The sequence below is a fragment of the Undibacterium sp. SXout7W genome (assembly GCF_049339385.1).
GTDB lineage: Bacteria > Pseudomonadota > Gammaproteobacteria > Burkholderiales > Burkholderiaceae_D > Undibacterium.
The window spans coordinates 221,500-236,418 of the sequence record NZ_JBMPPF010000002.1 but is presented as its reverse complement, the minus strand read 5'-3'; the positions used below and the strand labels follow the sequence as shown (position 1 = coordinate 236,418).

Below are 14,919 nucleotides of genomic sequence, written 5' to 3'. Positions count from 1 at the left end.
CGCGGAATCATTTTTCCGTCGATAGTCCCATTATGAAAAACAGCAGAAATTCCGGCAATTGTGGGTTTCCACACGCGCCTGTTAACTCACCTTTTTTTCGGATGACAAAATCGTATTTAATTTTGTAAGTCTGTGACCAGCCGCCCGAGTGTACGCATGGCTTTGTCCAGATGCGGTGAAGGAGTCGTCCCGCAATTCAGGCGGAGAAAATGATCAAAACGATTTGAATTGGAATACAACAAACCCGGAGAAACCAGAATGCCACGTTCCAGTGCCGCATCAAATACAGTCATGGAGGATACTGCCTGCGGCATCTCTACCCAGACAGAAATACCGCCATTCGGCAGGTTGAGCCGGGTGCCTTCCGGAAAATACGTGGCAATTGCCTCTACCATCGATTCTCTTTGCCTGGACAAGGTGCTGCGTAGTTGACGCAGATGACGGTCAAAGTTACTCGATTGCATAAACGCCGCCACAATCGCCTGCGACAGCTCTTCGTTGTAGCGTGTCTGCGCATATTTGAGCATGTTGACACGGGCATGCCAGCGTCCGGCAAGCATCCAGCCGATGCGCATTCCGGGAGCGAGAATTTTATGCAGTGACGTGCAATAAATCACGTTGCCAGTCCGATCCCAGTGTTTGATCGCTGTCGGTATGCTGTCGCTGTCCACAAGCGCACTGTAAGAATCATCTTCAATCAATGGAATCTGCTGTGCCTCGCATAAGGCCAGCAAGCGTTGTTTGTGCTGGTCGGGCATGATGCTGCCCAGTGGATTCTGTAAATGCGGTACTACCACGACAGCCTTGATATTGGCATACGTTTGTATCGCCAGCTCAAGCGCCTCGATCGATATGCCGGTGCTGGGGCTGGTTGGAATTTCCAGCGCTTTCATTCCCAGGCTTTCCAACGCCTGCAATAAGCCGTAAAACGTCGGCGACTCCACTGCAATGACGTCACCTGCCTGCGCAACAGCGCGTAAGGCCAGGTTCAGCGCTTCGATACAACCATTCGTCACAATCACGTCTTCTGCCACGGTACTGATACCGACATTCAATGCACGTCTGGCCACTACGGTTTTGAGTTCAGCATTACCACCGGGTGAAATCGCCTTCGTCAGCAAATAGGGATGCTGACGCAATACACTTCCCGCCAAACGACGTAAGGCCTGATGTGGATAAAGCTCAGCAGCACCGGTGGCGCGCGCAAGGTTGACGCTGACGGCACGCTGACCTTTGGCAATGATCGCTGATACCCGCTCATGAATGCCAACATATTGTGCCGGATCGATACGCGCCATTGGCTTTGGCTCCTGCGCCGGAATCAGACGCGAACGACGCGGCTGGCGGACAAAATAGCCTGAACGTGGCCTGGCTTCCAGCCAGCCTTCCATTTCAAGCTGACGGTAACATTGCAGGGCGGTCGATAGGCTGACGTGATGTATCTGCATCAGCTTACGAACCGATGGCATGCGGTCACCGGTGGCCAAGGTACCGGTTTGTATCGCGCTCAGATAATGTGCCGACAATTGCCGGTACAACGCTGGAGTCTGGGTATGCATCAAAATCACCTGTCAGAAGTCTGTGCCTGAAAACACAGGAATTGATCATCTCTGTTCGGGCCGAAGACGAACAGATACAGTTGAACATAATACTGACGATAACAGATGCAAAAATTCGTGTTTGATACGATACAGAAGCCGACATTCTGTGTCTGTCTGCGCACATCAACAATGCTTATGCTGTGGTAACACCTGCGCCCCATCGGTTTGTTCTCATCCGTTTGTTCTCATTCATTTATATCGCCAGCGCAGGTACCAAAGGAGAAACAGCATGAACAGAATCAACAACACCGCCAACCTCACTGACACCAGCAAAAGCAGCAACAGCAGTGTGAAAACCTTGCAAGCGGGGCAGCGTTACGACTGGCATGCCAGTGCTGGCAGTTTCTTGTATCTGGCATCAGGTACATTGACGATCAACAGAACCATCTGTACAACGGATGGATTCGCTGTCCCGACTACTCTGCGGCTATCGCAGGAAGACTATTATCTGATCGCAGACAGTGGCTGGTTACAGCTGGAAGCACACTCCAGTTGTAACATCAGAATAGAGGAAAATGACAAAAACTGGCTTCGGCAATGCCATCGCAGTTGGAAAGCCTTATGCCAGCTGGTTCAACGCGCTGGTACGACGAATGACCGCCAGAGTGAAGGCATCCCAAAAAGGAATGTCTCAACAGAACATACTTTAACTAAAAAACTCTTTTAACAAAAAGGCTTCCAGCTCGCTCTGATCCTGGGGTCTGGCGGACAATGTTCTGACTTGCCCCAGACGTCGTGATTCCCACTGGAAGTCACCCTGATAATGGGAGCGAATCAGCTCTATCATACGGCGTACGATGGCCAACTCAACATTGCCACCCAAACCGGCATCGACTTCGATGACCTGTCTCCAGCGGTTATTAGAATTCGGTCGCCAGCCATTGAAAGAGAATGTGGCCATACGGGTACTTTTGCTCAGTACCTGAAATACACCGTTGGTGCCATCGCGCCCCGCAGCCTGCTGCATACTACTGCGCACATTGGCCTCTGCCACTTCCTGCGGACTCATACCACGGCCAGCCTGACGACTGCTCTCGTTTTCCTGCGCCGCTTCCTGCTCGCTGACCTGACGACGTGCCCGGGCAGCATTGAGCATGCTCATCATATCTTGCTGCGGTGCTTCGGCCACCGGAGGCGGCTGTACCACCGGTGACTGAGTCGCCACGACCGGTGGAATGACAGGCGGAGTAATCGATTTCTTGGTATGCGGAATAGGAGGTGGGGGCTTAGGTTGGCTTTTTTTGGTTTCTGCCGCTGCCATTTTCTTCACCGTGGCCTTATCAATCATCAGCACGATGGGATTTGGCGTCCCGGCATTGTCACCTTGTTTTGTTGGCGCATGCATATGCAAAATGAAATAAAGCAGCACTGCATGGAGCAAAATAACCAGTACGATGCCGAAGAAATTAGCAGGGCGAAAGCGGATATGCAAATGCACCTCGCCCGGCAAGGCGACTTCGTTTTCAGGTGCTTCTATGCTCAACTTCATAGGCTACGGTCAGGTTTGGCAGAATTTTAAGCTGGCAAGCATACCTCAAAGTCCGCTTATCACCTGTAACAAATGTTGACGGCTGATCTGATATTGATATTTCAACAAAATAATACGGAGGACTAACCCAACATTGTCCCGGCAAAGCAAGTCGACAGGCGGTACGAGCTTGGAGCCAGCACGTCGCCAGAGCCGTCTTGCGTAACTCCTGATGCTGATACTGCCACTGCGATGTGAATAAGCTGCCTGTATCTGCTTCAGACCATTCCCATCACGCCCATGACAGCACCAGCAGCCAGCAGCCATAACAGATGAATGCGGGTGCGCCAGACCAGTAGCGTACAAACGGCAGTCAATACCCATAATGGCCAGTCGCGTGATACCTCGTGATGCGATGCTGCCATAATCCAGCCCGTCGCTACCAGCAGACCAATCACAATCGGTGCCATGCCCAATTTAAAACTGCGTACCGATAACAACTCGCGATTCCTGTGCCCCCAACGGGCGGCGCTATATGTCAGCGTCGCGCTGGGCAACAAGATCCCGGTCATCGTAATCATCATGCCAAACAGGCCGGTCCAGATGTTGCCGGCATTCATTCCGACGTTCCAGCCCATCAACCCGACAAACAGCACATTCGGCCCCGGTGCAGCCTGCGCAATCGCCAGTGAAGCATTAAATTGTGCATCACTGAGCCAATGCTGGTGATCAACCAGATAACGATGCATGTCAGGTAAGGTCGAAATTGCACCACCAACGGATAATAAGGACAGCATCATGTAATGCAACCATAGCTGCAACCAGTCAGTCCAATCCAAGGTCAGTTGTATCACTGGCAAATGTTCAACGCTCATGAACGCAGCTTTCTGTAAGTCCAGACACAAGCCAGGCCACCGAGCCCGAACAATACATAGGCCAATGGCAAACGCAACAGACCAACACAAATGAAACAGAGAATACTGAGCATGACTGCCGAGCGCCATCCCAGCGGATGGTATTTCAACGCTGGAGCCAGTTTCAGACCGGAGGCAATAATCAGCCCGGCAGTCACGGCACTCATGCCGCGCAAAGCGCCTGCCACACCGGGATGAGAGGCAAATTCGCCGTACAACAGTGCCAAGCCGACGACAATCACCAACGGTAAGGCCAGCATTCCCGCCAGCGCCGTCAACGCACCGGCCAGGCCAAAATAACGGCTACCGAGCATCATCGACAGGTTCATGACGTTCGGTCCCGGCATAATCTGGGCAACTGCCCAGTCTTCCAGAAATTCTTCAGGCGACAGCCAGCGTTTTCGTTCGACGATCTCGTTTTGTACGATCGCCATAACCCCGCCAAAACCTTGCAGAGCCAGCCAGGTGAACGAGAAAAATAAATCAGTCAGGGACTCAGGACGCGCCAGAGGCGCATCAGCATGAAGGGGAGCGGGATCAGTAGACATGGGGCAGCGGAACATCAGAAGAGCCCCTATTTTAAATCAGACGCCTTTTCTGTGTTGAGTGTTTATTCCTGTTGATGGCGATGGGCGCGGATTCTGGCACGCCACTCACCCAGCACCGTCAGTGCACTCTGAAATTCGCGCTCGATCAGATCTGCTTCCACATCGGTAATCACACCATCCAGCAATGCGGTCGAGACTGCCTCCGCTACATCGCCGACACGACTCATGACACGACACACTGTCTGCGATAAATCATCACCACTGGTAATCTCCGGCTCGGGAACAATAAACGCCGCCATACCATGCCTGCTCAGTAACGCGTGCAGCGGCAAATGGGCATCCTTGACGCCAGCCTGCTGACAGTGTTCGATAATCTGGGACAACTCCTCAAATGAAGGGTAGTGGGTTTCAATCCCGGGAGCGAGTTTATTGCGAAGGACATTGACCGAAATCTGCATGCGCGCTGCCAGTGCCTCCAACCCGCCGGGATAAGCGCGCGCGACCTTGTACAAAGCGTCATGCTGGTTCATGTCTGAATATCTGCGAGTCATATCGTGTCCTGATCAAGTATCCTGAAAAATGTAGAAATCAACATTTCTATCAGGCCTGTAAAGCCATACGTCGCGACAGCAATTGCATCCAGCGGTCAGCGCCGTTCACTTCGCTAATCACCTGAGAAAAATCGGTGACTGTACGTGCGGCTCTTTCCAGCAATTGAATATCGGCTTCATGCTGACGTGCCACATGGGGATCTTCCAGAAACAGGATGCGGCGGATTTGTCGATCCAGTACCAGTTCTGCCAATTGCGCATCACCTCCGAGTGGCCCGGACAAAAAAGGTTTAACCCAGTTACGTCCTGCATCCACACCTTTGATTTTTTGCGCCAGCTGATTCAGCAAGCCACCCGTTGTTCCTGTCGCATAACGAAAAGAAAAGCGATCAAGCAAATCAAAATGCTTTTCGGCCAGCTCCAGCATTCTGGTTTTCATCGCATCGTGCGCAATCAGCGCAATGCCTTCCTGCTGAGTATGAAAACTGGCATTCAGTGCTGCATTCGGTACCGCACCGGCTGCCACGGCTTCGATTTCCAGCCATTCCAGGGCACTGGCCAATGTGGATAGAAACGGTTTGCGATGAATCACGCACTGGCGCTTCAAGGCGGCTGCCTCAGGAAACACGGATGAAGGATCAACCGGATCAATCAGATAAATCACTGCATCCACCGCCCGTGCGGGATCGGTATCCACCACACGTGACACCAGTTTCATGAGACCGCCATCACGACCATAAGGAAAACGTTCAACCTGTGGACACAGTGCCATCAGGCCATGCGTGGCAATGGCATCCAAGGTACGCCCCACGACCACCAGTTCCACTTGCAGATGCGCCAATGCGTCAGCGGCGCCTCGTAATAACTGTACCAAAGCAGAATACTGGGCGTCCTGATGAGAACGGTTGGCAATCAAACCTATACGAAGTTTTTTGATCGGTGCAGCGGTCACGGGAAGAGCCTTTCTTGTGAGCAGATGTAAAAACCGGTGACGCAGTTTACCTTGTGTTGTGCAGGCTTGCCAGTTCAGCACCTACATTTTGTTACTGAAATCAACAGTAGCGACATATCTCAGGACCAAGACGTGGGTACGATGAGCAATAGATCGAAACAACTGACGGAGGTATCATGAAACACTGGCGACATCTGTTGGTAGCGCTGGCGGTGCTAGCGTCCTGCGCGGTGGCTCTGGGCGATAGCCAGGTCAGTGATCATCTGCTTGAATTACGGCAATTAGCGCTGCAAGGCAACGCCGAAGCACAAAATACTCTGGCGCTGGCAATACTGGAAGACGACAGCGCGGAATACAGTCTGGATGAAGCGATCTACTGGCTGGGTCAGGCTGCCATACAGGGACACGCCGGAGCACAAACCAATCTGGGGCTGATTTATCTGACCAGCGAAGATATCGACAGAGATGAGGAGCATGCCTTGAGCTTGTTCCGGCAGGCCGCCCAGCAAGGCATGCCCGCCGCGCAACTGGCGCTGGGTTATCTGTACGAAAACAGTTCCGATATCACACACAACGCCGCACACAACGCTGAAGCCGCAGCTTACTGGTATCAACAGGCTGCCAGACAAGCCAACAGCAGTGCGCAATACCATTTAGGTTTACTCTACGCCAGCGGGACTGGTGTCAATAAAGACGCGACGAAATCCTTTTACTGGCTGCAACAGGCAGCCGATCATGGACTCTCTGCCGCACAGTTTCAGATTGGTTTGCATTACCTGCATGGTGAGGGCGTTGAAACCAATCTGTTGCGCGGCTATCGGTACATGCTACAAGCCAGCCTGCATGCCGGCATCATGTCTTTTGATAGTCGTGATCTGGTCAGCAATGCATTAACGGCTGAACAGATTGCAGAAATTCACGACGACACGCGTTTATGGCACGCCCATTCCTGATTAACGGAGAGAAAATATTGCTCAAATTCTTCTGCCGCCAAGGCAGGAGAATACAAAAATCCCTGCAATTCATCGCATTGCATGTTGTGCAAAAACTCGCGTTGCTGGCCGGTTTCCACACCTTCGGCGATGACTCGTAACTTCAACGCATGTGCCAGATGAATGATCGCGGTCACAATCGCAACATCGCTTTCATCGTCCGGCAGCTCGTCGATAAAAGAACGATCAATTTTTAATTTATTGATCGGAAAACGTTTCAAATAACTCAGGCTCGAATAACCGGTACCAAAATCATCAATAGATAAAGTGACGCCCAGTGCTGCCAGCGATTCCAGCTTTTTAAATGCTTCTTCGACATCACGTATCAGTATCGATTCTGTCAATTCCAGCTCAATACAATTCGCATCCAAGGCATGCATACTGAGGGCTTCCGCCACACTATCCACAAAATTCGCCTGTTGAAATTGTAACGCCGAGACATTAATCGATACCCTGAGCACGTACCCCTGCTGTTTCCACAATGCCGCCTGGCGTATCGCGGTCTGCAATACCCATTGACCAATCTGCACAATCACACCAGATGCTTCTGCTACCGGAATAAACTGCGCCGGGCTGATTTCGCCGAGATCGGCATCGTGCCAGCGCAGCAATGCCTCAGCACCAATCACAGAATTCGTTTCCAAATCAATCAGAGGTTGATAATGCAAACGGAATTGCTGATGCTCCAGCGCCTGCCGCATAGCGTGATCAAGCTTCATTCTGGACAATAATCCGATATTCATCTGGCGTTGATAAAAACGGAAGCCAGAACGCCCACGTTCCTTGACGTGATACATCGCACTGTCTGCATTTTTGATCAGGTCTGCCATGTTCATTCCGTCTTCCGGATATAAGGCAATACCGATACTGGCAGTGACAGTGAAATTCATGCCATCCAGACAGAAAGGCAGAGACAATTCTTCCAGAACACGCCGAGCGCAGACTTCCGCACCGTCTGCGCTCGCTTCATGTAACAACAACACAAATTCATCACCACCAAGACGCGCTGCGGTATCGACCTGGCGTATACATTTTTTAAGACGCTCAGTCACTTCCAGCAGCACCCTGTCACCAAAAGGATGACCGAGTGAATCGTTGATTTGCTTGAAGTGATCAAGATCGAGAAAAAGCAGGGCAAAGGTGGCGTGCTGGCGGCTGGCGATGGTGATGGATTGCTTGATGCGCTCAGACAGCAACAAACGGTTGGGTAAGCCAGTCAACACATCCGAAAATGCCAGCTCTTCGATTCTTTGTTTAGCAGCGTGGGTTTCAGTCCGGTCTTTGAAAAAACCGATGTAGTGGATAGTTTCGCCTTTGTCATCCTGCACCCGCACCAGCGAAATCATGCACAGATAAGCATGCCCGTTCTTGCGATGATTCCACAGCTCGCCTTCCCAATATCCCTTCTCCTCCAGCTCTGCCAGCAAATGATTCACTTGTACGGCATTGTTTTCATTACTGAAAAAATCTTTTGCTGTCTTGCCCAGCATTTCTTCTTCGGTATAACTGCTGAGGCGTTCAAAACTGGGATTCGTGGTAATGATTTTCTGCTCAGCATCGGTGATGAAAATTGCATCCGTGCTGGATTCAAATACCTTGGCTGCCAGTTGCAGGCGCGCTTCGTCTGCCAGCCTTTGGGTGATATCACGGTAAGAATACACTCTGCCGATAGGACGTCCACGCGCATATTGCGGCAACGTGACCCGCTCCAGAATTTTGCCGGAACGCAGTACCAGCACATCGGTTGCCTCCATCAGCGGAGAACGGGTGATGATGCTCAGACGTTCGCTGTAATGATCGGCATCAACCATGCATTTATCCATCCACGCATAGATTGCGCCATCGTCCCGTTGTGTCAGCAAATCAGATGGCAATCCCCATAATTCGGCGAACAGATGGTTATAACTGCGAATGGCACCATCAAGATTAGTGACCAGAATGCCGTCCGCTGTTGATTCCAGTGTGGCACGCAATTCGGCGATCAATTTTTCCAGCTCATGCTCAACACGACGCTGATTGGTGTTGTCGCTGATCGCCACCACAAAGATCGAACTATCGTTACCGATACGCACCAGACTGACACGACGCTGCACCTGAACGATGGATTTATCCGAACGCTGCAATAAAGTCTCAGAATAAATATTTTCAGATAAACCCGCTGCGACATCTTCCCAAAAAAACACATCTTCTGGCGCAGCTAACAGATCAACAATGGCCTTCCCCGTCAAACTTCCTTCAGGTACTTGCAACAGCAGATGTGCAGTGCGGTTGGCAGCCATGATACGCAAGGGAATCGGATCGACCAGAATAACCGCTTCCAGCATACCTTCAATCAATGCCTGCCATTGATGTGGTTTCACAGTGAACCTCCGTCATCGGTATCGGTTTCTGCTTCCAGTCCGCGCTCAAAAAAGTAGCACAGTCGTTTGCGCGGCGATAAATAATCATAGGCCGCTTTGGGTAACTGTAAAGGTTTCAGGCTGCGCTGTATCGACAGCGTTTTTTCATATTCCAGATTAATCACCAGCGCTTCTTCCCGAGGGATTGATGGCTGGTGAATCACCACTTTTGGCTTGATCGGACGTGCCGAATTCACAGAAACGACCAGAGCATATCGCTCATCTGTCAGTTGTACCACGGACCCGGGTGGGTAAATTCCCATCATGCGGATAAACGCGGTCAGCGTCGGCACATGAAAGCGTGGCTTATATTGCGTAAAAATTTGCGACAAGGCTTCATGCGGAGTAATTGCCAGTGCCGGGTTAGAGGGATTGCATAAATTATCGTACTGATTTACCAAGGCCACAATACGACTGATGGGAGAGATTTTTTCACCAGGCACACGACTAGGATAGCCGCTGGCGTCAGCATGTTCATGATGTTGTGCAATCAGCAGCATGGTATTCGGCGACAAATTCATTTTTCGGGCCAGATTCACACCATGCATCACATGTTCGTTATATAGCTGCTTTTCAGATACCGTAAAGTGATCGTCGAGCCAGCGCAATCTGTCCGGCAATTCAATTTTGCCAATGTCGTGCAACATCGCGCCCACACCCAGTTCCAGCATTTCTGCTTTACCAAGCTGCAAAGCCTTTCCCAGCAACAAGGAAATTACCGTCACATTCATGGAATGCAGTGAGGTTTTTTCACCTGCCTTTTCTGACAGCAAGCGGATAGCCGCCTCTTCTTCCCCCAGAACCTGCCCCAGAAAACCTTGTATCAGTTGCTCTGTCAACTCCTTGGCCTGTGCAGGCTGCGCGTGAATAATGTCCGTGACATTTTTAAATGTCTGCGCAGCATGACTAAATTGCCGCTCACAGATTTGAAGACTGGCCTGCTGATCCGCCAGCAATTCCTTGCGCTGACGTGCGGCAATAGAGGCGGCGGACTCAGGCACAATGCTGACAACGGTTTTATCGGCATTCTTGCCGGTGGGGTCAGAAGCGTCTTGTGATTCTGGCGTACTTTTATCCGGCGCGTAACGAATCTGTTCCAGCCCCAGAGACTGCAAAGTTTCAATTTGAGATTGACTGCTGATTTTAAAATTGCTGACTGGAAATGGATGATCCATCCATCCCATATCGAGATAAATAAACATCCCAATGCGCAATTGCGCCACGTCGATAAACTGCGTGTGAATGTCAGTCATGGAACCCGCTTTCTGGAAACAGGCGTTGCAGTGGAGGTTGGTGAAGTTGTATTTTTAACATGCATTGAGTGAAAAAACCATTACTTTCGAATGGTACAACAGGTTTTCACCAGAATCGCCATATCATTAGTACAACAACGGTATTTCATAGGACTTATGCAAAATCGGCCATGCGACGCTATGCACCTGACCGGGGTAATTCATTATGTATAAGTCTTTCTCGTACGGGAATTTTTCAACGGCGTACAACATCGCCATATTGGCGGGCAATCAGGCCTGAAGAAACTTCCGTCAGTCTTGTCTGTTTTTCCGGAATGCCAGCCGGCCAGCAATGACGGTAAAGGTCGCAACAATCGCAACGATGATCCAGAAGCCGTATTCGTGCTGCGCCAAAGGAATGCCGCCAACATTCATCCCCAGCAAACCAGCGATGATATTAATAGGCAGCGCCAGCACGGTGACGATCGTCAATACATACAAAGAGCGGTTATTTTGTTCGTTCACACTGGCGGCAATTTCTTCCTGCAGCAACTTAATTCGTTCCTGCAGTGATGCCATATCGCTGAGTACGACCGCAAATTCCTCAGTCGATTGCCGCAATTCCTGAATATCACGCTCTTCAACCCAGATCGGTGGTCGCTGTAACAGACGGAACAAGGCGGCAGGCTCCGGCGCCAGTAATCGTTGCAGACGAACCAGCACCCGTCGTAACTCACCCAGATTGGCCCGCTTGTGATTGAGTCTGTCCGCTAACAAATGATCTTCAATATCATCGATTTTTTTGATCACATTCCGCACAATCCCGATCAGCACATCGGCCTGATCACGCAGCAGATGGGTGAGTAATTCAGTCGGCGAGTGGAACACTTCTCCATGATTGACGGCATTCCGCAAACGATCGACGGATTGCAGGGGCTTTCTTCTGGCACTGATCATGACGTTTCCGGTCACGTTCAGCCATAGAGTAGCAATATCAGATGCTTCAAACGCGAAGTCGTGCAAGACATCATTCACCACGGCAATCAGGCTGTGATCAGCGTGTTCAATGCGGGTGGAGCGTGAGCCCTCATGCAGGGTTTCAAAGAATTCTTCGGGTAAGTTGGCATGCTCGTGCAGCCATTTTTCTGTCGCCACATTCGAGAGATTGAAATGCAGCCAGATAAATGAATGCTGACGTTCATCTCTGTGCTGATGCAGCCAATCCAGCACGTCGCGGGTATGCAGCAACTTACCCGGCTGACTACGCTCAAAAACATAACCACAAATCAGGCCAGAGTGGTCTGAACCATACGACAAATTATCTAACACCATCTGAATTCCTGAACTGAATATGAATCAGTATTGTAAAACAGTCAGCATCCCACATTGGTGCTGACTGACATGCAATACGCATGAATGACATCATAAACATGAAATCTGACAACAGTATTTTCTTTGCAAACGTGTCTTGTCGCGCCGTAGCGCGTACAGGTATGTACTTGGGTCACTCGCGACTGTATAAAAATCTCAACATGGAGATGAAAAGCATGCCAATATCATCCTTATTGGACGTTTAACTTCTGTACGATTTCTGCATGCACAAGAGGACAAGCATGGATCAGTCTCCCCAATTTCAGATGCAATATTGCCGTGTTTGTGGCAAACAGATGCATCAAAGTGCTCAATACTGCCCTGGCTGCGGCGCTGTGCAAACGCCCGTCAGCAATACAGATAAACGTATTCTGCCTGCGATGCTGCTGTGCTTTTTTTTCGGCTTTCTGGGAGTACATCGTTTCTATGTCGGCAAAGTTGGAACGGGAATTCTGCAATTACTGACCATCGGTGGATTTGGAATATGGGCACTGATTGATTTCATCATGATCATCGCAGGTGCTTTCACCGACAAAGAAGGTAATAAACTCACGCTATGGACCTGAGTTCGCTATTGCTCAATCGCATCAAGGGTGGCGTGACAATATCCACCCGATGGCATCACCCTCATATTGTCAGCCAAACCCTTGCAGCCATTTCGCTACATCAAAAAGGACACCTATCATGAGTCAACAAGATATTCTCTCCGATTCTCACCATTCTCAGAGTCGCCGCCATTTTTTTGGCACTGCTGCTGGTGCCGCGACGTTGTTGGCATTCGGTGGATTTGCGGGGCGCACGGAAGCCGCCACCATCCATACCTTGCCACCTTTGCCTTATGCAGAAAACGCGCTGGGTCCGGTGATCTCCGCCCAGACCATGGGTTTTCACTATGGCAAGCACCACAAAGGGTATGTGGATAATCTGAACCGCATGCTGACCGGCAATGAACTGGCAGAGTTGTCACTGGAAAAACTCATCATGACCACCGCGAATCAGGCCGATAAGGCGGTGGTGTTCAATAATGCGGCGCAAATCTGGAATCACAGTTTTTACTGGAACAGTCTGAAACCGAATGGCGGCGGCGTACCGCCACTGGCATTAAAGCAAAAAATTGAAGCGTCGTTTGGCAGCGTAGAAGCGCTGAAAAAAGAATTTGCCGCTGCAGCACTGAGTCAGTTTGGCAGTGGTTGGGCTTGGCTGGTACTCGATGGCGATAAGCTGAAGGTCGTGAAAACCGGTAATGCCGATGTGCCGCAAACCAAAGGGCTAAAACCGCTGCTCACGATTGATGTCTGGGAGCATGCATACTATCTCGACTACCAGAACCGTCGTGCCGATTATGTCAATGCAGCGCTGGACAAGCTCATCAACTGGGGCTTTGCCGCCGATAATCTGGGATAACACTGAGACTGCCTGACAATCAACTCCCCCCATCTCTACCTCTCTACCCTCTCAGGCCATCCCTACATCAGCCCTTCAGCCCGGATCAGTCGTGGCAGAAGGGCTAATGTTACTTGATTTATTCGAACTACTTCGAGTTGCCTCTAGTTACGTAGAAACATGACATGTAAGCGTTATTGAAGCACGGTTGCACAATCGGGCATGTCATTCTCACATTAAATGAATGACTGCAATATATTTAACAATTATTTACATTTACAGAAACAATACCAGTCTGGCAATATCCACGCCGTGTCATGCCCCCTCTGAAACGCGTTTTACACCTTAGTCAGCAAGATTTTCGACCACCACCAAGCAATCACGCGATAGCGCTCGCCATGATGCCGCTTCAGAAAAAATTACCTCACATACCCGGCCTTACAGAACTAACGATTTTTTGCTACCGCATTGGGTTACAATGCGCAACATTACGTTACAAACAACCAGCTTACAGTGTTATTTTTTGATCAAAACCTGACGCAGGGTGCTACATATCGCAAACCTGCACCACTTCACCAGCCCACAAGATCTGCCGCACATCTTGTGGCGGATGTCGGCTGGGCATATCAGGTGATGAATCAATCACACAAAGCAGATTTGCGACAGCAAGGTAAATTCCTGTTGCGCACGCTATTGCATTTCCGTGCCAGTGCCTCGTGGTTTCGTTTTTTGCGTAATAGTTATCTGCATGATGTTGCTCATGCAGAGCCCGGGCTGATCGAAGCGATACACCGGCCTTTTTTTGATAAAAATATCTGTGCCCGGCATCGTGTACGTTTGCTGAAAGGGCATTTTGAATTGCTGCCGACATTGCTGGGCAGCCGCCAGACTGGCGATGTCATGAGTGGTAATCGGGTTCAACTCTGCAAGTTTGAAGGTAAACACGGAGAACCATGTTCTCTGATCATGCTGCGTGACAGTGCGTTTAAGCGTGAAGGTGGCATTACGCTGGCGCTGAATTTTGACGGGCAAACACTGCTGTATCTGACATTCACGATGCTCAGACAAGGGCAACAAACCGTCATCAAAGTGGGTGGCATACAATCATCGAAGCATTGCTGTCGTGACATGCTGAGAAAAGCCACGCACTCCCTGCATGGCATACAGCCTCGCTTATTGCTGATCGAGGCACTGCGCGGTATTGCTCAGCAAATGGATTGCAGCCATATTGAGTGCATCAGCAAGCTCAACCACATCTATGGTGCATGGCGCTATCGCCTGAAAAAAAACATTCATGCGGAATATGATCAACTCTGGCTGCTGGCGGGCGCTACCGTCAACAACCGCGGCAACTTTGATCTGCCTCTGTACGGCGAACAAAAACCGATAGAAAGCCGCCCTTCCAACAAGCGCAGTGAATATCGCCGCCGCAGTGCCTTACTCGAATCAATACAGCAACAACTGCTGGTGCGCTGACAGCACCTGTCTCCGCTGCCAGCAATTCAGTC

Annotated in this window: 14 protein-coding genes; 5 read left to right on the top strand and 9 right to left on the bottom strand. The window is 50.4% G+C overall.

Annotated elements, in window-relative coordinates; translation table 11 throughout:
• Positions 1–116: 116 nt before the first annotated feature.
• Positions 117–1,559, bottom strand: coding sequence for a PLP-dependent aminotransferase family protein (locus tag ACO0LB_RS03405; protein WP_423046489.1), 1,443 nt, complete (start codon positions 1,557–1,559; stop codon positions 117–119).
• Between the two features lie 271 nt (positions 1,560–1,830).
• Here ACO0LB_RS03405 and ACO0LB_RS03400 point away from each other — a divergent pair, with 271 nt between their 5' ends.
• Positions 1,831–2,268: a hypothetical protein gene (locus ACO0LB_RS03400; protein WP_423046487.1), complete on the top strand. Its 438-nt coding sequence runs from the start codon at positions 1,831–1,833 to the stop codon at positions 2,266–2,268.
• Here the strand turns inward: ACO0LB_RS03400 and ACO0LB_RS03395 are convergent.
• From ACO0LB_RS03395 to ACO0LB_RS03375, 5 genes are all read right to left on the bottom strand, one after another.
• Positions 2,248–3,090 (bottom strand): hypothetical protein, encoded by an 843-nt coding sequence (locus tag ACO0LB_RS03395; RefSeq protein ID WP_423046485.1) that lies wholly within the window; start codon positions 3,088–3,090, stop codon positions 2,248–2,250. The genes ACO0LB_RS03400 and ACO0LB_RS03395 overlap by 21 nt on opposite strands.
• Before the next feature lie 257 nt (positions 3,091–3,347).
• Positions 3,348–3,944: a chromate transporter gene (locus ACO0LB_RS03390; RefSeq protein WP_423046483.1), complete on the bottom strand. Its 597-nt coding sequence runs from the start codon at positions 3,942–3,944 to the stop codon at positions 3,348–3,350.
• Positions 3,941–4,531 (bottom strand): chromate transporter, encoded by a 591-nt coding sequence (locus ACO0LB_RS03385; RefSeq protein WP_423046481.1) that lies wholly within the window; start codon positions 4,529–4,531, stop codon positions 3,941–3,943. The genes ACO0LB_RS03390 and ACO0LB_RS03385 overlap by 4 nt, the downstream gene beginning before the upstream one ends.
• Before the next feature lie 62 nt (positions 4,532–4,593).
• Positions 4,594–5,082 (bottom strand): phage regulatory CII family protein, encoded by a 489-nt coding sequence (locus tag ACO0LB_RS03380; protein WP_423046479.1) that lies wholly within the window; start codon positions 5,080–5,082, stop codon positions 4,594–4,596.
• A gap of 49 nt (positions 5,083–5,131) precedes the next feature.
• Positions 5,132–6,034: a methylglyoxal synthase gene (locus ACO0LB_RS03375; RefSeq protein ID WP_423046477.1), complete on the bottom strand. Its 903-nt coding sequence runs from the start codon at positions 6,032–6,034 to the stop codon at positions 5,132–5,134.
• Positions 6,035–6,210: 176 nt separating this feature from the next.
• Here ACO0LB_RS03375 and ACO0LB_RS03370 point away from each other — a divergent pair, with 176 nt between their 5' ends.
• Positions 6,211–6,987, top strand: coding sequence for a tetratricopeptide repeat protein (locus ACO0LB_RS03370; RefSeq protein WP_423046475.1), 777 nt, complete (start codon positions 6,211–6,213; stop codon positions 6,985–6,987).
• On the opposite strand, the gene ACO0LB_RS03365 is transcribed toward ACO0LB_RS03370, so the two are convergent.
• From ACO0LB_RS03365 to ACO0LB_RS03355, 3 genes are all read right to left on the bottom strand, one after another.
• A complete protein-coding gene (locus ACO0LB_RS03365; RefSeq protein ID WP_423046473.1) occupies positions 6,951–9,386 on the bottom strand; it encodes a sensor domain-containing protein in 2,436 nt (811 codons plus the stop codon). The two genes, ACO0LB_RS03370 and ACO0LB_RS03365, sit on opposite strands and share 37 nt — an antisense overlap.
• Positions 9,383–10,678 carry an HD-GYP domain-containing protein gene (locus ACO0LB_RS03360; protein WP_423046471.1) on the bottom strand — a complete coding sequence of 432 codons (1,296 nt, stop codon included), beginning with the start codon at positions 10,676–10,678 and terminating at the stop codon, positions 9,383–9,385. Before ACO0LB_RS03360 ends, ACO0LB_RS03365 begins: the two co-directional genes overlap by 4 nt.
• A gap of 291 nt (positions 10,679–10,969) precedes the next feature.
• Positions 10,970–11,989 (bottom strand): transporter, encoded by a 1,020-nt coding sequence (locus tag ACO0LB_RS03355; protein ID WP_423046469.1) that lies wholly within the window; start codon positions 11,987–11,989, stop codon positions 10,970–10,972.
• A gap of 281 nt (positions 11,990–12,270) precedes the next feature.
• On the opposite strand from ACO0LB_RS03355, the gene ACO0LB_RS03350 reads away from it, so the two are divergent.
• From ACO0LB_RS03350 to ACO0LB_RS03340, 3 genes are all read left to right on the top strand, one after another.
• Positions 12,271–12,594, top strand: a complete 324-nt coding sequence (locus ACO0LB_RS03350) for an NINE protein (protein ID WP_423046467.1) — start codon at positions 12,271–12,273, stop codon at positions 12,592–12,594.
• Between the two features lie 118 nt (positions 12,595–12,712).
• Positions 12,713–13,432, top strand: a complete 720-nt coding sequence (locus ACO0LB_RS03345; protein WP_423046465.1) for a superoxide dismutase — start codon at positions 12,713–12,715, stop codon at positions 13,430–13,432.
• Between the two features lie 492 nt (positions 13,433–13,924).
• Positions 13,925–14,887 carry a VirK/YbjX family protein gene (locus tag ACO0LB_RS03340; protein ID WP_423046464.1) on the top strand — a complete coding sequence of 321 codons (963 nt, stop codon included), beginning with the start codon at positions 13,925–13,927 and terminating at the stop codon, positions 14,885–14,887.
• The last annotated feature ends 32 nt before the right edge of the window (positions 14,888–14,919 follow it).